This window comes from Micromonospora sp. NPDC048868 (assembly GCF_043198195.1).
Classification (GTDB): Bacteria; Actinomycetota; Actinomycetes; order Mycobacteriales; family Micromonosporaceae; genus Micromonospora; species Micromonospora reichwaldensis.
Window position 1 is genome coordinate 342,135 of record NZ_JBICUN010000004.1, and the last position, 19,007, is coordinate 361,141.

Annotated in this window: 16 protein-coding genes, 1 pseudogene and 1 riboswitch; of the genes and pseudogenes, 6 read left to right on the top strand and 11 right to left on the bottom strand. The window is 73.1% G+C overall.

Annotation, left to right across the window (positions count from 1 at the left end; translation table 11 throughout):
• Position 1: 1 nt before the first annotated feature.
• Entirely contained in the window at positions 2–592 is a 591-nt protein-coding gene (locus ACGFNF_RS08915) for a dienelactone hydrolase family protein (RefSeq protein ID WP_393166728.1), read from the bottom strand.
• Between the two features lie 63 nt (positions 593–655).
• Here ACGFNF_RS08915 and ACGFNF_RS08920 point away from each other — a divergent pair, with 63 nt between their 5' ends.
• The 3 genes from ACGFNF_RS08920 (at position 656) to ACGFNF_RS08930 (ending at position 2,501) form a co-directional block, all read left to right on the top strand.
• Entirely contained in the window at positions 656–1,249 is a 594-nt protein-coding gene (locus ACGFNF_RS08920) for a helix-turn-helix domain-containing protein (RefSeq protein ID WP_393166730.1), read from the top strand.
• A 33-nt stretch (positions 1,250–1,282) separates the two neighbouring features.
• Positions 1,283–2,212: a GNAT family N-acetyltransferase gene (locus ACGFNF_RS08925; protein WP_393166732.1), complete on the top strand. Its 930-nt coding sequence runs from the start codon at positions 1,283–1,285 to the stop codon at positions 2,210–2,212.
• Between the two features lie 91 nt (positions 2,213–2,303).
• Positions 2,304–2,501 (top strand): hypothetical protein, encoded by a 198-nt coding sequence (locus ACGFNF_RS08930; protein ID WP_088998151.1) that lies wholly within the window; start codon positions 2,304–2,306, stop codon positions 2,499–2,501.
• Between the two features lie 59 nt (positions 2,502–2,560).
• On the opposite strand, the gene groL is transcribed toward ACGFNF_RS08930, so the two are convergent.
• The 3 genes from groL to ACGFNF_RS08945 all read right to left on the bottom strand — a co-directional run bounded on the left by groL (position 2,561) and on the right by ACGFNF_RS08945 (position 5,965).
• Positions 2,561–4,183 carry a chaperonin GroEL gene (gene groL / locus ACGFNF_RS08935; RefSeq protein WP_151456693.1) on the bottom strand — a complete coding sequence of 541 codons (1,623 nt, stop codon included), beginning with the start codon at positions 4,181–4,183 and terminating at the stop codon, positions 2,561–2,563.
• A 274-nt stretch (positions 4,184–4,457) separates the two neighbouring features.
• Complete coding sequence (locus ACGFNF_RS08940; protein WP_393166734.1) at positions 4,458–5,546, bottom strand: DUF3824 domain-containing protein; 1,089 nt, start codon at positions 5,544–5,546, stop codon at positions 4,458–4,460.
• A 215-nt stretch (positions 5,547–5,761) separates the two neighbouring features.
• Positions 5,762–5,965, bottom strand: coding sequence for a cold-shock protein (locus ACGFNF_RS08945; protein WP_121400069.1), 204 nt, complete (start codon positions 5,963–5,965; stop codon positions 5,762–5,764).
• Positions 5,966–6,175: 210 nt separating this feature from the next.
• Between ACGFNF_RS08945 and ACGFNF_RS08950 the strand changes: the two genes are divergently transcribed.
• The gene (locus tag ACGFNF_RS08950; protein ID WP_393166736.1) at positions 6,176–6,709 is read left to right on the top strand and encodes a GNAT family N-acetyltransferase; all 534 of its coding nucleotides are present in this window, start codon (positions 6,176–6,178) and stop codon (positions 6,707–6,709) included.
• 83 nt (positions 6,710–6,792) lie between these two features.
• Here ACGFNF_RS08950 and paaN read toward each other — a convergent pair whose 3' ends face one another.
• The 4 genes and pseudogenes from paaN to ACGFNF_RS08970 all read right to left on the bottom strand — a co-directional run bounded on the left by paaN (position 6,793) and on the right by ACGFNF_RS08970 (position 11,825).
• Positions 6,793–8,466 carry a phenylacetic acid degradation protein PaaN gene (gene paaN, locus ACGFNF_RS08955; RefSeq protein WP_393166738.1) on the bottom strand — a complete coding sequence of 558 codons (1,674 nt, stop codon included), beginning with the start codon at positions 8,464–8,466 and terminating at the stop codon, positions 6,793–6,795.
• Between the two features lie 52 nt (positions 8,467–8,518).
• Positions 8,519–9,537: pseudogene (locus ACGFNF_RS08960) on the bottom strand (GNAT family N-acetyltransferase).
• Positions 9,538–9,844: 307 nt separating this feature from the next.
• Positions 9,845–11,131 carry a threonine synthase gene (gene thrC, locus ACGFNF_RS08965; protein WP_357578718.1) on the bottom strand — a complete coding sequence of 429 codons (1,287 nt, stop codon included), beginning with the start codon at positions 11,129–11,131 and terminating at the stop codon, positions 9,845–9,847.
• A gap of 10 nt (positions 11,132–11,141) precedes the next feature.
• Positions 11,142–11,277: riboswitch (SAM riboswitch) on the bottom strand.
• A 119-nt stretch (positions 11,278–11,396) separates the two neighbouring features.
• Positions 11,397–11,825, bottom strand: a complete 429-nt coding sequence (locus ACGFNF_RS08970) for a DoxX family protein (protein ID WP_393166740.1) — start codon at positions 11,823–11,825, stop codon at positions 11,397–11,399.
• A gap of 173 nt (positions 11,826–11,998) precedes the next feature.
• On the opposite strand from ACGFNF_RS08970, the gene ACGFNF_RS08975 reads away from it, so the two are divergent.
• Complete coding sequence (locus ACGFNF_RS08975; RefSeq protein WP_393166742.1) at positions 11,999–12,748, top strand: hypothetical protein; 750 nt, start codon at positions 11,999–12,001, stop codon at positions 12,746–12,748.
• A 21-nt stretch (positions 12,749–12,769) separates the two neighbouring features.
• Here ACGFNF_RS08975 and ACGFNF_RS08980 read toward each other — a convergent pair whose 3' ends face one another.
• Positions 12,770–13,693, bottom strand: coding sequence for a hypothetical protein (locus ACGFNF_RS08980; RefSeq protein WP_393166744.1), 924 nt, complete (start codon positions 13,691–13,693; stop codon positions 12,770–12,772).
• Between the two features lie 879 nt (positions 13,694–14,572).
• On the opposite strand from ACGFNF_RS08980, the gene ACGFNF_RS08985 reads away from it, so the two are divergent.
• Positions 14,573–15,145, top strand: coding sequence for a DUF4232 domain-containing protein (locus ACGFNF_RS08985; protein WP_357578721.1), 573 nt, complete (start codon positions 14,573–14,575; stop codon positions 15,143–15,145).
• A gap of 13 nt (positions 15,146–15,158) precedes the next feature.
• Here the strand turns inward: ACGFNF_RS08985 and ACGFNF_RS08990 are convergent, their stop codons facing one another.
• Together ACGFNF_RS08990 and ACGFNF_RS08995 are read right to left on the bottom strand one after the other, a co-directional pair.
• Positions 15,159–16,034, bottom strand: coding sequence for an ABC transporter permease subunit (locus tag ACGFNF_RS08990; RefSeq protein ID WP_357578722.1), 876 nt, complete (start codon positions 16,032–16,034; stop codon positions 15,159–15,161).
• A complete protein-coding gene (locus ACGFNF_RS08995; RefSeq protein WP_357578723.1) occupies positions 16,031–18,895 on the bottom strand; it encodes an alpha/beta fold hydrolase in 2,865 nt (954 codons plus the stop codon). The genes ACGFNF_RS08990 and ACGFNF_RS08995 overlap by 4 nt, the downstream gene beginning before the upstream one ends.
• Positions 18,896–19,007 lie beyond the last annotated feature (112 nt).

A 19,007-nucleotide genomic window follows, 5' to 3' on the forward strand; every position in this document is an offset into this window, starting at 1 on the left:
TTCACCCCAGCCGGTCGAGGAACTCCCGCGAGCGCCGCAGCACCAGTGCCGTGGCCTCCGCGTCGTACGACGGCAGCGTGCTGTCGGTGAACAGGTGCTGGTCGCCCGGGTAGACGAACAGCTCGCCGAGGTCGGGGCCGACGATGCCGACCAGCTCGCGGGCGGCTTCGATGTCGCCCTCCAGGGCGAAGAACGGGTCGGCGTCCATGCCGTGGATCTGCACCGGAACCCCGGCGGGCCAGGGGCCGACGGCCCACTCGCCGGTGACGGGCAGGCAGGATTCGTAGAGCAGCGCGCCACGGGCGCCGGGCCGGGTCTGGGCGAGCCGCTGGGCGGTGGCGGCGCCCCAGGAGAAGCCCGCGTACACCAGCCCGTCGGGCAGCTCGGCCACGGCCCGGTCGGCGCGCTCGCCCAGCACCTCGCGCCCGATGCTCTTCGTGAGCGCGAAGCCCTCGTCGAGGGTCGCCGGGAGTTCACCGTCGAACAGGTCGGGGGCGTGCACGGTGTGCCCGCCCGCCCGCAGCTGTTCGGCGAACCCGCGCAGCCCGTCGGTGAGCCCGCGCAGATGGTGGAACAGGACCACGTCGGCCATCTCTACACTCCTGTCAACAGACGACAACGATCGAATGATCCATGATTCTAGAACGGTCGAGAAATGTCGAGCAATGAGCGGATCCCGGACTACGACCTCGACGACCTGCTCGTGGTCACCGCGCCCGCGCAGCTTCGCGCGCTGGCCGATCCCCTGCGCGCCACCCTCCTGGAGCTGCTCCTGGAGCGGGCCGCCACGGTGACCGAGCTGGCCCGGGCGGTCGACCGGCCGAAGAGCAGCGTCGCCTACCACGTGACCGCGCTCGTCGACGCCGGCCTGCTCAGGGTGGTGCGGACCCGGCGGGTGCGGGCGATCGACGAGCGGTACTACGGCCGGGTCGCCCGCACGCTCTACATCGGCGCGCTCACCCGTCCCGAGGACAGACAGGTCGCGACCGCCGTCAACGGGCTCGCGGAGGCCGTCGCCGAATCCGCCGCCGCCCACGCCGCCGACGACCTGCGCTGCACCCTCGTGCACGCCCGCATCCCGATCGAGGAGGTACGCGCGTTCTGGGCCGAGGTGCAGGCGCTGGCCCGCCGCTTCGCCCAGATCCCCCGGTCCGGCGACCAGGTGTACGGGTTCGTCGCCGGCCTCTACCCCACCGACGCGCCGACCCTCCCCGACCCCGACCCAGGCGCCGACACGGGCTCTGCTTAACAGAAACGCCCCGGTGACCTAGGGTCGGCGTCCATGGACCTGAAGATCGTCGAGCTGGGGCCCGACCGGCGGCCCGCCGTGGTGGAGCTCTGCGGGCGGGCACTGGACCTGCCGGAGGACGCGGCCGAGGCGCCCGCCGTCGTGGACACCCTCTGGGCGCGGGCCGCCCCCCACCGCCCGGTGTTCGTGTGGGGCGCGTACCGGCAGGGGCGCCTCGTCGGTGCGCTCATCGGCTCCCTCGCCGCCGGCGACGGCGACGCCCGTGGCCACGTCGACCTGGTCGCGGTGGCACCGGAGGAGCGGCGACGCGGTGTCGGGAGGGCCCTGCTGGCGACCGCCGAGGCGCGGCTCGCCGAGCGCGGCGCGGTGGAGGTGCTGCTCGCCGGCAATCCGCCGTACTACGCCTGGCCCGGCATCGACGTGCGCTACACCCCGGCGGTCTGCGCCGCGCTGGCGCTCGGCTACCGGCAGGACCGGACGGCGTGGAACATGACCGCCGACCTGTCGTACGACGGCTCGCCCGCGCTGCGCCCGACGGAGCCGGCGGAGGCGCGGCTGGCCGGGCAGGGGGTGGTGGTCCGCCGCGCCGAGGCGGGTGACCTGCCGGCGCTGGCGGAGTTCGCCCGCGCCACCTTCGGCGGGGCCTGGGACGCCGAACTGACCGGTTCGGTGGGCCGGGAGGGGGCGGGCTGTCACCTGGCCGAGCGCGACGGCGAGGTGCTCGGCTTCGCCGCGTACGGGTCGTCGCGGCCGAGCTGGTTCGGCCCGATGGGCACCGCCCCGGCGGCCGAGGGCTCGGGGATCGGCGGGGTGCTGCTGCGCCGCTGCCTGCGCGAGCAGCGGGCGGCGGGCGTGACGGCGGCGCAGATCGGCTGGGTCGGGCCGGTGCCGTTCTACTCGGGCAGCGCGGGTGCCCGGATCGAGCGCGTCTTCTTCCTGTACCGCAGGACGCTCGGGGACTGACAACGGGGCGAACGGGATATAGACCCTCATAACGCCATTCGCCCGCATTGGTGATCGTCGCGCCCTACCGTTTCCGGTAGAGGAGGCAGCCATGACCACGGACGACGAACGCCCCGGCCCGTTGCCGTTCGACCGGCTCGACTACGGCGACGCCGAGCAGCAGGCGGAGATGGCCGGCGTCGACGAGCCGGCCGACGAGCCGGTGACGCTGGTCGACGAGCCGGTGCAGATCCCGCAGCCGTACGACCGGGCGCAGAAGAGACGCAACCAACGGCCACTGCCGACGTGACAGCGCAAGGGGCGGACCGCTGACGCGGCCCGCCCCTCACTGCGTTGTTGGAGCTGGACTCAGAAGTCCATGTCCCCGCCACCCGGACCAGCCGGGGCGGCCGGGGTCTTCTCCGGCTTGTCCGCCACGACGGCCTCGGTGGTGAGGAAGAGCGCCGCGATCGACGAGGCGTTCTGCAGCGCCGAGCGCGTCACCTTGGCCGGGTCGATGATGCCCGCGGCCAGCAGGTCGACGTACTCGCCGTTGGCGGCGTTGAGGCCGTGACCCGGGTTCAGGTTACGGACCTTCTCCACCACGACGCCGCCCTCGAGGCCGGCGTTGACGGCGATCTGCCGCAGCGGGGCGTCCAGCGCGACCTTGACGATGTTCGCACCGGTCGCCTCGTCGCCGACCAGGTCCAGCTTGTCGAAGGCGGTCTTGCCGGCCTGCACCAGCGCGACGCCACCACCCGGGACGATGCCCTCCTCGACGGCGGCCTTCGCGTTGCGCACGGCGTCCTCGATGCGGTGCTTGCGCTCCTTGAGCTCGACCTCGGTGGCCGCGCCGACCTTGATCACCGCGACGCCGCCGGCCAGCTTGGCCAGCCGCTCCTGCAGCTTCTCGCGGTCGTAGTCGGAGTCGCTCTTGTCGATCTCGGCCCGGATCTGGTTGACCCGGCCCTGGATCTGCTCGGCGTCGCCGGCACCGTCGACGATGGTGGTCTCGTCCTTGGTCACCACGACCTTGCGGGCGCGGCCCAGCATGTCGAGGCCGACGGCGTCCAGCTTGAGGCCGACCTCCTCGCTGATGACCTGGCCACCGGTGAGGATGGCGATGTCGGCCAGCATGGCCTTGCGGCGGTCACCGAAGCCCGGCGCCTTGACGGCGACGGACTTGAAGGTGCCCCGGACCTTGTTGACGACCAGGGTGGCCAGGGCCTCGCCCTCGATGTCCTCGGAGATGATCAGCAGCGGCTTGCCCGACTGCATGACCTTCTCGAGGATCGGGAGCAGGTCCTTGACCGACGAGATCTTGCTGTTGACGATCAGGAGGTAGGGGTCGTCGAAGACGGCCTCCATGCGCTCCGGGTCGGTCATGAAGTAGGCCGAGATGTAGCCCTTGTCGAAGCGCATACCCTCGGTGAGCTCCAGCTCCAGCCCGAAGGTGTTGCTCTCCTCGACGGTGATGACGCCTTCCTTGCCCACCTTGTCCATCGCCTCGGCGATGATCTCGCCGACGCTGGTGTCACCGGCGGAGATGGAGGCGGTGGAGGCGATCTGCTCCTTGGTCTCGACGTCCTTGGCGAGCTTGAGCAGCTCCTCCGAGACGCTGGCCACGGCGGCCTCGATGCCCCGCTTCAGGGCCATCGGGTTGGCACCGGCGGCCACGTTGCGCAGGCCCTCGCGGACCAGGGCCTGGGCCAGGACAGTCGCCGTCGTCGTGCCGTCACCGGCGACGTCGTCGGTCTTCTTCGCGACCTCCTTGACCAGCTCGGCGCCGATCTTCTCGTAGGGGTCCTCGAGCTCGATCTCCTTGGCGATGCTCACACCATCGTTGGTGATGGTGGGGGCACCCCACTTCTTCTCGAGGACGACGTTGCGGCCCTTGGGGCCGAGGGTCACCTTCACGGCGTCGGCGAGCTGGTTCATGCCCCGCTCGAGGCCGCGGCGCGCCTCTTCGTCGAACGCGATCATCTTGGCCATACGGCGTTGTCCTCCTGGACACTCACGGGCCACCCGGAGTGTGTGTCCCGGATGGGCCGCCTGGTGTACGCACCTTGGGACGTCGCCACCTGGCGACGACGACGTCTCCTCGGCCGGGCCGGATAGCCCGCGACGACCGGCCATGTGCCGCAGCCGCGTCTGGACGCCGCTACGACCGTGGCCCTACCGCCCCGACCATTGGCACTCGCGGTATGCGAGTGCCAATGACTTGTTTAGCACTCTCCCCTGCCGAGTGCAAGCACGATCGCCCCGGTCAGCCGAGTTCACCGGCCAGCCGGGCGCTGTCCACCGGCCCCTCGTGGGCACGCTGCTCGGCGTACGTGACGACCAGGCCGACCAGCTGGGCGAGGTGGGTCGGCAGGGCCAGCACCGCGCCCACCAGCGTCACCACGAGCACACCGACCGCCGTGCCGGGCGACTCCAGCGGGGTGGTGCCGAACGGCAGCGTGCCGATGCCCTCCACCATGCTGGCGGCCCCGCTGCCGACGATCACCGCCGCCGCCACCAGCGCCACCCGGCCGAGCAGCAGACCGAGCCGGTCGTGGAACATGCGGAAGGAACGGCCGATCGGGTGCTGCCGCTCGAACAGGTAGACCGGGCCGGCCATGCTCAGCGCGAAGGCGAAGTAGATGCCGGGGATCACGCAGAGACAGACCCCGAGCCCGATGATGACGCTCATCAGCAGGGTCCAGCCCCAGAGGCCCAGCGCCCGGCGCACCCCGTAGGAGAGGGCGGCACCCACGCTCGCCGGCTGACCTGCCGCCTGCCGGGTGACCACCCAGGTGCCGGCCGCCCAGCCCAGGCTCTGCACGAAGCCGAAGACGAGGGCGCTGCCGAGCACCACGGACAGCAGGACGACCGTGTCGGTCAGGAAGGTGTCGGGCAGCGCGGCGGGGTCGCCGGCCATCGACTCCTCCCACTTGGCGCTCGGGTCGACGACCAGCGAGAGCATCGACACCACCATGGCCGGCAGCACCTGGGTGAGCAGCAGGATCGGCAGCAGCAGCCGCCAGCCCCGACGCACCGCGCCGACGCACCGGCCGAACCAGCCGTTGACGCCCGCGCCGGGCGGGGTGACGAGCAGGTCGGCCGGATCGAGGCCGTGCCCCGGCGGGTACCACCCGTGGACCGGCTGCCCGGGATAGGCGACCGGGGCGCCCGGGTACCACGGCTGCCCGCCGTACGGGCCGGAGCCGGCCGGGTACCCACCGGTGGGCGGGAAGACCCAGCCCTGCGGCTGTTGCGGGCCCGTCGGCGCAGCACCGCCCGGGCCGACGGGTGGCGTCGCGGAGGGGTCGGGATCTCCCGGGGGCGGCGCGGCCTGGGGCGGCTGGTCGGACATGAACCCTCCTCAGCGATGGCTGGAACGGCTCACGATCCTCCCCTGCCGACGCAACCGCGCCGAAGCCCGCCCCCGTGGAGCGGACCGGCAGACTGCCCGCCCCCGTGGAGCGGACCGGCCGGCGACCGCCCGGGGCACCGGGCCGCCCCCGGCCGGCGCCCCACGACCGGTGGTCGGGAGGTCGGTCGGCGCGGGGGCCGCGGGAGGGACGCCCGTCAGGCGATGACGCGCACGCGCTCGGCCTGGGGGCCCTTCTGGCCCTGGGCGATCTCGAACTCGACCCGCTGGCCGTCGTCCAACGCCTTGTAGCCGTCCATCTCGATCGCCGAGAAGTGGACGAAGACGTCCTGCCCACCGTCGACGGCGATGAAGCCGTAGCCCTTTTCGGAGTTGAACCACTTCACGGTGCCCTCTGCCACGGTGCACTTCCTCACTCTGCGCGGCGTTCCACGACCCCGGAGGCCGGGCGGGCCGGCACCGGAGGACCACCGGCTCGGCGATCGACGAGGGCCGCTGAAACGGTGACCGAAATCGCACGCTACACGAAGCGTGACGACGGCGCACGACCACAAATCGGACATACGCCGATCGACAGCCATCGGTCGTCATCGCTGTGATAGGCATTCGGCATGACGAGCACGCCCGACGGTCCGGGGCCGACGCGGCGGGCCGAGATCCGGCGGGTCCGACCCCCGGACGCTGCTCGGATGCGGGCGCTGCGGCTGGAGATGCTCGCCGACGCCCCGCTGGCCTTCCTGGAGACCCTCGCCGACGCGGCGGCCCGGTCGCACGCCGACTACGCGGCCAGGATCGCGTCCGTCTCCGCCGGGGCGGGCACCGCCCAGTTCGTCGCGGACCCGGGTGGCCGGCTCGTCGGGCACGCCGGCGGCACGGTGGCCCCGGGGGAGCCGGGGCTGACCGTGGTGTACGCCGTCTACGTCACCCCGCCCTGGCGGGGCACGGGCCTCCTCGGCGACCTCGTCGACGCGGTCGCGGCCTGGTCCCGCGCCTGCGGGCGCCCCGAACTGATGCTGGAGGTCGTGGTCGGCAACGACCGGGCCTACCGCGCGTACCGGCGGCTGGGCTTCGTCGACACCGGCGTACGCGTCCCGCACCCCACGGTCCCGGCGCTCACCGAGCTCCAGATGCGCCGCCCGGCCTGACCCGCGCCGGCGACCCGTTCCCCCAGGCCCGGAACGGCCGCCCGGGGCGGCCCGTGCGGGGCCGACCCGGGCAGCCGGAACTCTCAGGCGTGCCGGCGGGACTGCACGATGCGGAACCGGTTGGCCACGTAGGCGCCGTCGGTGAGCGCCGAGTTGGCCGCCGCGTTGGCGCCGCTGCCGTGGAAGTCGGAGAAGGCCGCCGACTGGTTCACGAAGACCCCGCCGGTCAGGTTGCAGGACAGGTGCACCCCGACCTCGATCGCCGCGGCCTCGGCCGCGTCGAGGACCGCCTCGTCGGTGGAGTAGACCGCCGCGGTGAGCGCGCCCTTCTCGCCGACCGTGGCGCGCAGGATCTCCAGGCTGTGCGCGGTGGAGTCCGTGGCGATGGCGAACGAGATCGGCCCGAACCACTCCTTCGAGTAGGTCGCGGTGTCGTCGGCCGCCAGCCTGACCACCGTCGGGGTGCGGACCACCGCGCCGGGGAAGGCCGGGTGCTCGACCGTACGCGACTCCAGCACCGCCTCGCCGACCTTGGTGACCTCGTCGAGGCGCTCCAGCACCCCGTCGTTGACGATCGCGCCGGTCATCTCCACCCCGCGCGCCGGGTCGGCGGTGACCTTGGCGACCGCCGCGGCGATCCCGCCCGCCACCTCGTCGAAGCTCTTGTGCCCCTGGTCGGTCTCGATGCCGTTGCCGGGGATCAGGATGTTCTGCGACGTGGTGCACATCTGGCCGCTGTAGAGGCTCAGGGTGAAGCCGAGGTTGCGGCACATCCCGGCGAAGTCGTCGGTGGAGTCGATCACCACCGTGTTCAGCCCGGCCTTCTCGGTGTAGACCGCCGCCTGCCGCGCGTTGGCCTCCAGCCAGTCGCCGTACTCGGTGGAACCGGTGAAGTCGATGATCTTCACGGCCGGGTGCAGGGCCAGCGTGGAGGCGAGCTTCTCCCCGGGAGCCTCGGGGGCGAGCAGCACCAGGTTCGGGTCGAAGCCGGCCTCGGCGAGCACCTCCCGGGCGTACTTCACCGTGATCGCCAGCGGCAGCACCGCGCGCGGGTGCGGCTTGACGACCACCGGATTGCCGGTGACCAGCGAGGCGAACAGCCCCGGGTACGAGTTCCAGGTCGGGAAGGTGTTGCAGCCGATCACCAGCGCCACGCCACGGGGCACCACGTGGAAGGTCTTGCTCATCCGCAGCGGGTCGCCCTTGCCGGCCGCCTTCTCCCAGCCCGCCGTCCCCGGGTGCCGGGTCATCTCCGCGTACGCGTAGGCGACCGCCTCCAGCGCGCGGTCCAGCGCGTGCGCGCCGCCGGCCTGGAAGGCCATCACGAAGGCCTGGCCGCTGGTGAACTGCACCGCGTTGGCCAGCTCGAAGATGTGCTTGTGCAGCCGGTCGAGGATCTCCAGGCAGACCCCCGCCCGGGCCTGCGGGCCGGCGTCGCGCCAGGCGGGCAGGGCGGCGGAGGCGGCGGCGACCAGCTCGTCGGCGCCGGCGTGCGGGTAGCGGACGTTCAGCTCGACGCCGAACGGGCTGCTCTCGGTGGCGACCCGGTCGGCCGCGCCCGGCTGGTCGAGGGGGAAGTCACCGCCGAGGTACGCCTCGAAGGCGGCCTTGCCGTCGGCGGCGGCGGTCTCGCCGTAGACCCGGGGGCTGGGCGACTCGGGATAGGCGGACCAGTACCCGCGCTCCGTGATCGCGGTCAGCGCCCGGTTGAGGGTGTCGGCGTGCCTGTCGTACAGGGGGTGCGGGGTCTCCGTCATGCCCGCCATCATGCAACAGGAACCCCTCAGATCAGTAGGGGCGTGTCACAACTCAGATGGTGAGCTGCCAGTCGGTCCAACCGTCGACGGGACGGAACCCGAGCTGCTCGTTGATCCGCACCATGTGGGCGTTCTCCGCCGCGTTGAACGTGTCGATCGCGCGTACCGCCGGTTCGTGGGCCAGCAGGTGGCGCAGGTTCTCGACCTTGGTGAGCAGGCCGAGGCGGCGGCCACGGTGCTCCGGGTCGACGATGGTGATCTGCTGGAACGCGTGCCAGTCGGCCGACGCTCCGACGTCGAGCAGGGTCCAGGCAACCTCCGGCCGGACGCCTCGTGGCGCACCGCCGTGTGGTAGCGCCGCCGCCCCCGCGCCCGCAGTGCCCGCTCGATGCCGCGGACGCGTTCGACGTCGATCCGCTCCGGCTCCCACTCCACGTCGCCCAGGGGCGCGTCGGCCATCAGCCGGCCGTCGAGGTAGGCGATGTCGGCGACGTACTCCTGCGGGGTGTCTCCCTGCCAGCGCACGACGTCGTAGCCGGCGGCCCGGCTCCGGGCGTCGGCCAGCGCGGCGGCCAGGCCGTCGTGGTCGAGCCGGGTGGTGTCGAGCCGACGGCGGACCTCGGCGAGCGCCGGCCGGGCGCCGGTCGACGCGGCGAAGGCGGCGGCGGCCCCGGAGCGGGCCGGGCCGCCGGGAAGCGCGGAGACCGCCATCGCCAGCACCCGCTTGCGACCCCGCTCCCGCAGGAGGCGTACGCCGTGCTCGTGCAGCGCGCGCCCGACGCCGCGGCGCCGGCGCTCCGGGTGCACGACCAGGTCGGCCTCGGCGTTCTCGGTGTTGTCGAGCTGCGGCAGGTCCAACGCGAGGTAGCCGGCGGGCACGCCGTCGAGCCGGGCCAGCGCCCAGAGCGGCTCGTTGCCCGGCATCGGGTGCCGGATCGCCGCCTCGAAGCGCCGCCGGCAGAAGGGCGGGAAGTCCGGCAGGTCGACAGCGTTGGCCGCCGCGCCGATCCGGTAAGCCTCGTCAACGGCGGCCTGGTCGGCGGCGTCGAGCGGCGCGATCGCGATGCTCATCGGCTGAGGGTGCGCCACCGGACGACGATCGGGCCAGCGAATTAACGCTGGCCCGATCGGAAGTTGGTCGGGAGGGACGCTCGCACAACGCCTCCGGCGTTGGGTCGCAAGAACTGAAAGTCTCCGGCGAAACGCCCTCCCGCACGGAGCATCTTGCGCCGTCCGGTTCCTGCCGTCAAGTCCTTGTCGGCGCGTTTTCCGCACTCACAGCGAAATCCCAGTTACGCCGCGAATCCCCCGCCCTCCTGCCCGCGACCCCCTCGACACGCCGGCTTCCGGCCCGCCGAGGACCCCGCCATGCTCACAGTCAGCCGAGGAGGCCGGCGTCGCGGGCGGCGCGGAGCGAGGGCTTGATGCGGTGGGTGGGGCCGACCTCGCCGGCCACCGCGTCGAGGGTCTTGAGGCCCTCGCCGGTGTTGAAGACGACGGTCTCGGCGGTCGGGTCGAGGCGGCCGGACTCGACCAGCTTGCGCAGCACGGCCACGGTCACCCCGCCGGCCGTCTCGGCGAAGACACCGGTGGTCCGGGCCAGCAGCCGGATGCCGGCGCGGATCTCGTCGTCGTCGACGTACTCCATCCAGCCCCCGGTGCGGCGCACCGCCTCCAGCGCGTAGATGCCGGCGGCCGGGTCGCCGATGTTGAGGGACTTGGCGATGCCGGTCGGCTTGACGGGCGTGATGGTGTCGGTGTCGGCGTGCAGGGCGGTGGCGATGGGATTGCAGCCCGCAGACTGCGCGCCGAACACCTTCCAGCCGCCCGCCGGCGCCTCGACCAGGCCGATCTCGACCAGCTCGGCGAACGCCTTGTCGATCTTGGTGAGCAGCTCGCCGGAGGCCATCGGGATCACCACCTGCGCGGGGATCCGCCAGCCGAGCTGCTCGGCGACCTCGTAGCCGAGCGTCTTCGAGCCCTCGGCGTAGTAGGGGCGCACGTTGACGTTGACGAACGCGGTGTCCTCGAACTCGTCCGTCTCCACCAACTCGCCGCAGAGCCGGTTCACGTCGTCGTACGAGCCGTCGATGGCGACCAGCTCGCCGCCGTAGACGGCGGTGGTGATGACCTTGCCCTGCTCCAGGTCGCCGGGGATGAAGACCACCGACGGCGCGCCGGCCCGGGCCGCGTGCGCGGCGACCGAGTTGGCCAGGTTTCCGGTGGAGGCGCAGGCGTAGCGGCTGAAGCCGAGGGCGTGGGCGGCCGTCAACGCCACCGAGACGACCCGGTCCTTGAACGAGTGGGTCGGATTGGCGCTGTCGTCCTTGACCCAGAGCGGGGCGGTGATGCCCAGCTCGGCGGCGAGGTGCGGGGCGGCCACCAGCGGGGTGAAACCGGGGTCGAGGGTGACCCGGGTGGCCGGGTCCTGGCCGGCGGGCAGCAGCGCCGCGTACCGCCAGATGTTCTGCGGGCCCGCCTCGATCTGCTCCCGGGTGACCGTCGCGAGCGCGGCGGCGTCGTAGTCGACCTCCAGCGGGCCGAAACACTCGTAGCAGGCGTGCTGGGCGGCGAGCGGGTAGCGCGCCGAACAGGCGCGGCAGACCAGGGCGCGGGCGGGGCTGGCGGTGGTGTCGATGCCGGAGGGGGCGAACGTCGACGTCATGTCGCGGGTCCTCTCATCTTTCCCCGCATCGCACCCTGCGGCGGGGACGGAATTGGCACCTGCCCCGCCGGTCGCTCTGCGATGAGCGCGCGGGGTGGTTGCCGGGGCGTCGTCGGGCCGTATCCCTCAGCCCCTCTGGATGAGGTATGCAGTTGTGCCGTCGAGTCTAAGCACCGAGGCCGCCCGGACCGACGCGAGATCCCACGCTGTGAGCGATCCCGCAGTCGCCGTGGGCGGCCGGCGGACCTTCCTCGACGGTACGGATTCAGGCGGTCACCGAGCGGGAGTCGGCGGGGCGTCGGGCCCGCAGCGCGGTGTCGAGCGCCCACGCGCCGGGGCCGAACACGGCGATCAGCAGGAACGACCAGCAGAACAGAACGGCCAGCTCACCGCCGTTGCGCAGCGGGAGCAGCGCGTCGGGCTGGTGCACCACGAAGTACGCGTAGGCCATCGAGCCGGACGCCAGCAGGGCCGCCGCCCGGGTCAACAGCCCGACGAGCACCAGCCCGCCGCAGACAGCCTGGATCAGCGCGGCCCACCACCCCGGCCACTCGCCGAGCGGGACCGCCTCGCCGGTGCCCCGGCTGCCGCCGAGGACCCCGAGCAGTGAGGCCAGGCCGTGGCAGAGGAAGAGCAGGCCGACGACGGCACGGAACAGGGACAGGGCCGGGCCGCCGATCCGGTCAGCGAGCATCAGGGCACCTCCGGTCAGGAATAGGGGACGACACCAGGATGCCGCCGGACATTTGACGTTGTCGATTGATTCCCTCTCTATGGGAACGCTCCCATCAACGTAGGCACGCCGTCCACGAGGGCGTTGGCGCGGGCCCGTTACGGTGCGGGCACATCGACGGAAAGGAACGCGCGATGCGTCGCAAGCTCGTCCCGGTCGTGGCGCTCTCCATGGCCTGCCTGTTGGCGTTCACCACCGCCTGCTCCACCGGCAACCGCAAGAAGCGGAACCGGTCCGCCGACCGGACCGCCGGCACCGCCGCGAAGCGTGACGACGTCGACGCCACCCCGGCGACCACCCGGGCGACCCCCACCCCGCGCCGCACCGGCGACCAGCTCACCTGCCTGGAACTGCGCGACACCCGGGTCGGCAGCCGGAAGGTCCGCTACCGCGGGTACGCCGCCCCGCTCCGCCTCTCCGACGGCCGGTGGTCCGACCGGGACGGCACGACGGTGGAGTTGCAGCGACCGTGCGCCGTCGGCGACCTCGACGGCGACGGCGCGGGCGACGCGATCGGCGTGGTCGCGCTCGACGGCGGCGGCACCGGCCGTTTCTTCACCCTCGCCGCCTGGCGCAACGTCAGGGGCGAGCCGGACTACCAGGCCCAGGTCGACCTCGGCGACCGTACGCCGGTGGAGAGCGTCAGCGTGCGTGACGGCAGGGCGACGGTGGTCTACCTGACCCGGCCGGCGGGCGGCCCGATGGCGGAGCTGAGCATCCGGCGCACCGCCGTCTACCAGCTCAGAGGCGCGACACTGGCCGAGCTGAGCCACACCGACGCCCGGGTGACCGACGCGCCCGACGACGGGGACACCGCCGACTCGGGCACCGCGCCGGACTCCCCCGACTCCCCCACCCGCAAGCGCAGGCCCCGTTCCCGCTGACGTCCCCGCGACCGGGCCGCCTCAGTCGGGGACCGGTCGGTGGGTCGGCGGCCTCGGTAGCCGTATGGATCCGGTGGCCGTGCAGCCCTGCTGACCCACCTCGCCGAGGCAGCCCCACCCCGAGGTCGGAACCCGCTCGAAGTACTGCACGGGCTGCGCCGGAACGGCCTCGGTGGTGAACGTGCCGGCACCGCTCGGGATGCGTTGCTCGTGGGAACCGGTCGTGTCGGTGTACGAGGCGACGATGTGCCACTGGCAGGTGTGGCTGCTCACCTCCGGCTGGACCCGGAACGCCATGTTCGACTGGCCGTTGCCCAGCTCGACGACATTGCGGCGGAAGTACAGCTGACCTTCCTTCGGCTCGCCCTCGTCCAGGACGTACGGGCCGTGCGGTTTGTCCGTCGGCCCGCCGGTCAGGTCCCACAGCAGGCCCTGCCGGGACTCGGCACCCCCCGGGGGGATGGTGACGACGGTCTGCGCCGTGGGTGCGTGGCACGAGTCCTTGACGGCGACCATGTTGTTGATCGTGAGTCCGGCGACGCGATCGCTGTTCAGGTTCAGGTCGAACGTCTGGGCATTGCCGCGATTCTCGTTGCCGTCCTCGAAGGGCGCCACGTAGGACGCACTCTCGACGACCCGGCCGCCGAGCGGCTTCATGAACTCCCACACCCGCGACGCATCACCGTTCAGGGCGGTGAGGGTGGCCTGCTCGCCCTCGGTCAGCGGCCGATCGAGCAGCACGCGGAAGGCCTCGGGGAGGTCCCGGTCGTAGTCCAGGGGCGTGACGGTGGACACGAAGGCGGGTTGCTCACGGTCGACCGCTTCCTGAGCCTGCTTGTCCGAGCGGGCCCGATCGGTGGCCGTCGACCGGTCCAGGAGGAAGTTGGCCTGGTAGGCGAACAGCGCGCCGACCACGAGGATGACGACGGCGGCGGTCGCGTACACCGCACGCTGCCTGGGCGGGAGCCCGCGAAATCCGGGCAGGCGTTCATCGGCCAGCACGGCCCAGGCCTTCGTCCTTGACGGGGGCCCGGACGGCTGCTCCGGTGGCGGCACGGGCGGGGAAGCGGACGACGGCTCAGCCGGTGGCCCAGGCGGAGACGTGGACGACGGCTCAGCCGGTGGCCCAGGCGGAGACGTGGACGAGCGCTCGGTCGGCGGCTCGGGTGGCGGCCCGGCGGGCGGAGTGGCCATACCCGATTCTCACTCACAGGCGCCATGCCGTCACAGAAGCCGCCCGGCGGTGTCCAGTCAGGAGCATCGCCCCGGTCGCCGCGGCCAGGTCGGGGGTACGCGCCTCCCCGCTGAAGTGGGCAGTGGCGCAGCCGACCGGGGGGACGTTCCAGAGTCGACGGGCCAGGGGCTCCATCATCAACCGGGCGCCCATGGTGCGGCTCGAACCGGTGGCCGGCTGCAGCCGGGCTGCGACCGACGCTCCGATCACCTCACCCCGGGTGGCGCGGGCCGAGTGATGTCGTAGGCGATTCAGCTCGACAGGCACCGCCCGGGGTGGCCCGGCCCGCTGGCCCCGCAGGTGGGGCAGCTCGACAGCGCCACCGGATCCCCACCGGGCGGGTGTCAGAGAATCGGCGGCGCACCGGCCGGTGCGATGATCGGGCGATGGCCCACCCCGCACCCCGACCCGCGAGCCGACCCGCACCCCGACCCGCGGGCGGACCCGCACCGCGTCCTCGCGACGGCATCGCAGGTCCGGCACGGGCGGTCGGACTCGCGATCGCCGGCCTCGTCCTGCTCGGCGCCTGTGCGCCGGCGATCGACCCGCCGTCGGCCGACCTGCCGCCAGCCGGATCAGCGCCGGCCACGATGCCGACCGCGACCGCATCGGCGACGGCGTTCTGGGCCACTCCCACGACCGAGTGCCCGGCAGCCGGCGTCCGGATCAGTTCGCCGGGCAGCAACGCCGCGATGGGTCTGCGTGCGCTCGGCCTGGAGCTGGTCAACTGCGGCACGAAGCCCTACCGGCTCCACGGCTACCCCGTGCTGCGCCTGTTCGACGGCGACGGCGACCCCATCCCGGTCCGGGTGGTCCACGGGGCCAAGGAAATCACCTCGGGCTTCGACGACCCGCCCCGGCCACTGACCCTGCAGCCCGGCGAGCGGGCCGGCGCCGCCGTGCTCTGGCGCAACCTGGTCACCGATCCGACGGTCGTCGCCACCGATGGCGAGCGCCTGGAGGTCGCGCCCGCAGTGGGCGGGGCCGCGCAGGTCGTCGGCCTGGACGGGCCCGTCGACCTCGGCAACACGGGCCGGATCGGCGTCAGCGCCTGGAAGAAGGCGACCGACCCGGCACCGACGCCGGCCCGGCCGGGCAGACCGGTGCCGAGCAGGTCGGCGCCGAGCAGGTCGGCGCCGAGCAGCCCTCGGCCGCTGCCGTGAGGCGCCCGGCGTCTCAGCTGGTGACGTCCTTGCGGGTGAAGCGCCAGAACGCCAGGCCCCAGAACAGCGTCGCGTAGCTGATCGCCGAGATCGCCCCGCGTACCACGTCGTCGGTCTGCACCGGCGTCGACAGCAGCCCCAGCCAGGCGGTGCTGTAGTGCGTCGGCAGGAACGCGCGCAGCGCGCCCAGGGCGGTGATCTGGTCGAGGATGCTGGAGAGGATCCAGAGCAGCACCGCGCCGCCGACCGCGCCCAGCGCGGCGTCCGTCACCACGGACAGCAGGAACGCCAGGCCGGCCACCACCAGGAGTACGACCGCCAGGTAGCCGAGCACGCCCAGCAGCCGCAGCAGCCCCTCGCCCGGTTCGAGCTGGGCCGCCACCGTGCTGCGCAGCGGCTCCCAGCCGTAGCGGAGGGTGCCGATCAGCAGGGCGGTGCCGGCGAGCAGCAGCAGTGCCAGGGCCGAGTAGACGAGCGCGACGAGCAGCTTCACCGTCAGCAGGCGGGCCCGGGGCACCGGCACCGCCAGCAGGTAGCGCAGGCTGCCCCAGCTCGCCTCGCTGGCCACCGTGTCCCCGCAGAACAGCGCCACCACCACGACCATCAGGAACGACGCCGAGACGAAGATGGTGAAGAGCGTGAAGTTCAGCCCGCCCGACGTGGCGAACTCCACCAGGCTGCCGAACTCCCCGCGCCCGTTGTCGTCGTCGCCGCTTGTGTCGAACTGGAACGCGATCAGGATGATCAACGGCAGCAGCACCATGAACCCGAGCGCGAGCTGCGTACGCCGCCGGGAGGCCTGCCGCCGGAACTCGGCGCCGAACGGCAGGGTCGCCGAGGGCCGGTAGCCGGCCGCCGCTCCCGCCGTGGGTGACGTGCCCGCCATCATCGGTCCCCGCTTCCCCGAGAGTTCTCGCCCACCAGGGCGAGGAACGCGTCCTCCAGGCGGCGCCGCGGCACCACCCGGTCCACCCCGATGCCGGCCCGGACCAGCTCGGCGACCACCTCGCTGCGGGCGGTGCCGTTCGTGTCCACCACGAGCTGCCCCTCACCGTCGGGAAGCACCCGCACCCCGTCCAGACCGTCCAGCACCGCCCGGGCGGCCTCCGGGTCGGTCACGTCGAAGAGCACGCTGGGCGACTCGCCCACGATCTCCTCGACCGGTCCCGAGGCGACGATGCGGCCCTTGTTCACCACCACCGCGTGGGTGCAGGTCTGCTCCACCTCGGCGAGCAGGTGGCTGGAGACCAGCACCGCCCGGCCGTCGGTGGCGTAGCGCTGGAGCACCCGGCGCATCTCCGCGATCTGCGGCGGGTCGAGCCCGTCGGTCGGCTCGTCGAGCACCAGCAGCTCGGGCAGGCCCAGCATCGCCTGCGCGATGGCGAGGCGCTGCCGCATGCCGTGGCTGTAGTTGTTGGTCCTGCGGTGCACGGAGTCGCCCAGGCCGGCGATCTCCAGGGCCTCCTCGAAGTGCGCGTCCTCGGCGGGCCGTCCGGTGGCCCGCCAGTACGCCTTCAGGTTGTCCAGTCCCGACAGGTGCGGCAGGAAGCCCGGCCCCTCGACGAGCGCGCCGATCCGGGACAGCACCGGCGATCCGGGCACCAGCCGGTGCCCGAAGACGTAGATCTCGCCGGCGGTGGGCTGGGTCAGCCCCATCAGCACCCGCAGCGTGGTGGTCTTGCCCGCGCCGTTCGGGCCGAGCAGGCCGACGACCTGACCGGGGTGCACCTCGAAGTCCACGTTGGAGACGGCGACGAAGCCGTCCGCGTACTCCTTGCGGAGCTGCCGCACGGCCAGCGGGACGCCCGCGTACGCCGGGTGGATGGAGCTGTCCTGGCGGCGGTGCCGGCGGCGGACCACGGCGACGACCACGACGAGCCCGACGACGATCGCGGCGACCAGGCCGGCCAGCACCCAGCGCCACACGGTGGCGGAGGTGGGAATCGGGTCGCCGGCGACGGTCGGCAGGCTGACCGCGCCGGTGGCCGCGACGGTGTGCACGGCCGGCTCGACCGGGGTGGCGTACGCCTGGTCGGAGGTCGCCACCACCACGCGCAGCCGGTGCCCGGCCTCGATCCTGCGCACGATCGCCGGCAGGGTGACGGTGACCGGGCGTGCCGCGTCGATCGTCGGCGGCAGGCCGGTGAGGCGGACCGGGGCGACCAGGCCGTTGGGCAGGGTGGCCGCGCCGTTGGGGTCGACGTCGTAGAGCTTGACGAAGAGCACCGCCTCCCCCGTCGGCGACGCCGCCCGCACGTCGACCGTCGGGGCGCCGACGACGTCCACCGCCTCGGCCAGCGGCTGCGACTCGAACCGGGCGTGCTGGCCGGGAATGTCGCCGGCCACGCCGCCGAGCAGCGACGACAACTCACCGGCGAAGGGCACCGAGGAGATGGCGGCCGGGTTGCGTGACGGCGGGTTGGCGACGGGCTGGGCGGGGCCGGCCACCGGTACGCTCCGGCGGGCCGTGCCGGCGACGCCGGGATAGTCGGCGTAGCGGTAGCCAGTCGCCACCAGCCCCCGGTCGAGGGCGTCGAAGCCGGCGATCCGCGACCAGGTGAAGTCGTCGCCCGGGGCCTCGCCCTCGCCCTTGACGTAGTGGTCGAGCCACTGCACGGTCAGGAACTTCACCCGGTCCGAGTCGGTCTTCGGGCCCTCGCCGCCGTCGTGGCCGCCGGTGAACCAGGCCACCCGGACGGGCGTGCCGGCGGCGGCGATGCCGTTCGCGTTCGCGTTCGCCTCGCCGAGCGGGAAGAGGGTGTCGGCCTCGCCCTGCACGAGCAGGGTCGGCGCCTTGATCCGGTCGAGCACCCCGGCCGGGCTGGAGCGGCGCAGCAGGTCCACGGCGGCCTGGTCGGCCCGACCCGTGGTGGCGATGCGCAGGTACGCGGCGCAGATGTCGGCGGCGAATCGGCCGCATGCCGGGTCTCCCGCCCCGGCGGGGGCGCGCCCGGGACCCGTCCCCGGGCCGGCGCCCGGCCCCGGGCTGGGCGGGCCGGCGGAGGCGGGCGCCCCCTCGGGCTGCGCGGCGCTGGTCCCGGAGAGCCCGGCCGGCCCGGAGCCGACGTTGCCGCCGCCGCCGAAGAACAGCCCGGCCCAGCCGGACTTGAACACGCCCTCGGTGGGCTCCTTGCCGCTGCTCTCCGGCAGGAAGGAGCGGGACAGGTCGTTCCAGGTGATCATCGGCACGATCGCGTCGACGCGCTGGTCCTGCGCGGCGAGCAGGAGCGCCAGGGCGCCGCCGTACGAGCCGCCGACGACGCCGACCTTCGGGTCCCCGGCGGCGTCGGTACGGATCTCGGGCCGGGCGGCGAGCCAGTCCAGCAGCCGTTCGGCGTCCCGGACCTCGTAGTCCGGGTGGTCCAGGTGGATCTGCCCGCCGCTGCGGCCGAAGCCCCGCGCGGTCCAGGTGAGCACCGCGTAGCCGCGCCCGGCGAACTCCTCGGCGTCGGCGCGGACGGAGTCCTTCGTGCCACCGAAGCCGTGCGCCAGCAGCACGGCCGGCACCTTGTTCGCCGCCGACGCGTCCTCGGGCAGGTAGAAGGTGGTGTCCAGGTCGACGGGCTCGTCCCCGCCCGGCCCGGAGCGGACGTTCACGAACGCCGCCTCGGTGCGGACGGCCGGCCCCTGCGGCAGGACTGCCCAGGTCACGGCGGCGGCGAGTAGCACGACGACCACCGTCGCGGCGACGGCGCGCCGGCGGGTGGGCAGGGCACGCCGGATCCACGCGGCCGACAACGGCGATCTCATTGGGCACACGGTACGGCCCGGATCCTGAGCGTTGGCTGAGATCCTCCGTACGTCCGTCCGGTTGATCCGATCGGCGTCGCACCGGCGCGGTCCAGACCGTCTCACGGAGATG

What these genes read in the sequence shown, in the direction of transcription:
- ACGFNF_RS08985 (WP_357578721.1), top strand. Translation starts at nt 14,573, where the DNA reads ATGCCGACCGCGACCGCATCGGCGACGGCGTTCTGGGCCACTCCCACG.
- groL (WP_151456693.1), bottom strand. Translation starts at nt 4,183, where the DNA reads ATGGCCAAGATGATCGCGTTCGACGAAGAGGCGCGCCGCGGCCTCGAG.
- ACGFNF_RS08925 (WP_393166732.1), top strand. Translation starts at nt 1,283, where the DNA reads ATGGACCTGAAGATCGTCGAGCTGGGGCCCGACCGGCGGCCCGCCGTG.
- ACGFNF_RS08930 (WP_088998151.1), top strand. Translation starts at nt 2,304, where the DNA reads ATGACCACGGACGACGAACGCCCCGGCCCGTTGCCGTTCGACCGGCTC.
- ACGFNF_RS08915 (WP_393166728.1), bottom strand. Translation starts at nt 592, where the DNA reads ATGGCCGACGTGGTCCTGTTCCACCATCTGCGCGGGCTCACCGACGGG.
- ACGFNF_RS08950 (WP_393166736.1), top strand. Translation starts at nt 6,176, where the DNA reads ATGACGAGCACGCCCGACGGTCCGGGGCCGACGCGGCGGGCCGAGATC.
- ACGFNF_RS08920 (WP_393166730.1), top strand. Translation starts at nt 656, where the DNA reads ATGTCGAGCAATGAGCGGATCCCGGACTACGACCTCGACGACCTGCTC.
- ACGFNF_RS08970 (WP_393166740.1), bottom strand. Translation starts at nt 11,825, where the DNA reads ATGCTCGCTGACCGGATCGGCGGCCCGGCCCTGTCCCTGTTCCGTGCC.
- thrC (WP_357578718.1), bottom strand. Translation starts at nt 11,131, where the DNA reads ATGACGTCGACGTTCGCCCCCTCCGGCATCGACACCACCGCCAGCCCC.
- paaN (WP_393166738.1), bottom strand. Translation starts at nt 8,466, where the DNA reads ATGACGGAGACCCCGCACCCCCTGTACGACAGGCACGCCGACACCCTC.
- ACGFNF_RS08975 (WP_393166742.1), top strand. Translation starts at nt 11,999, where the DNA reads ATGCGTCGCAAGCTCGTCCCGGTCGTGGCGCTCTCCATGGCCTGCCTG.
- ACGFNF_RS08995 (WP_357578723.1), bottom strand. Translation starts at nt 18,895, where the DNA reads ATGAGATCGCCGTTGTCGGCCGCGTGGATCCGGCGTGCCCTGCCCACC.
- ACGFNF_RS08990 (WP_357578722.1), bottom strand. Translation starts at nt 16,034, where the DNA reads ATGATGGCGGGCACGTCACCCACGGCGGGAGCGGCGGCCGGCTACCGG.
- ACGFNF_RS08940 (WP_393166734.1), bottom strand. Translation starts at nt 5,546, where the DNA reads ATGTCCGACCAGCCGCCCCAGGCCGCGCCGCCCCCGGGAGATCCCGAC.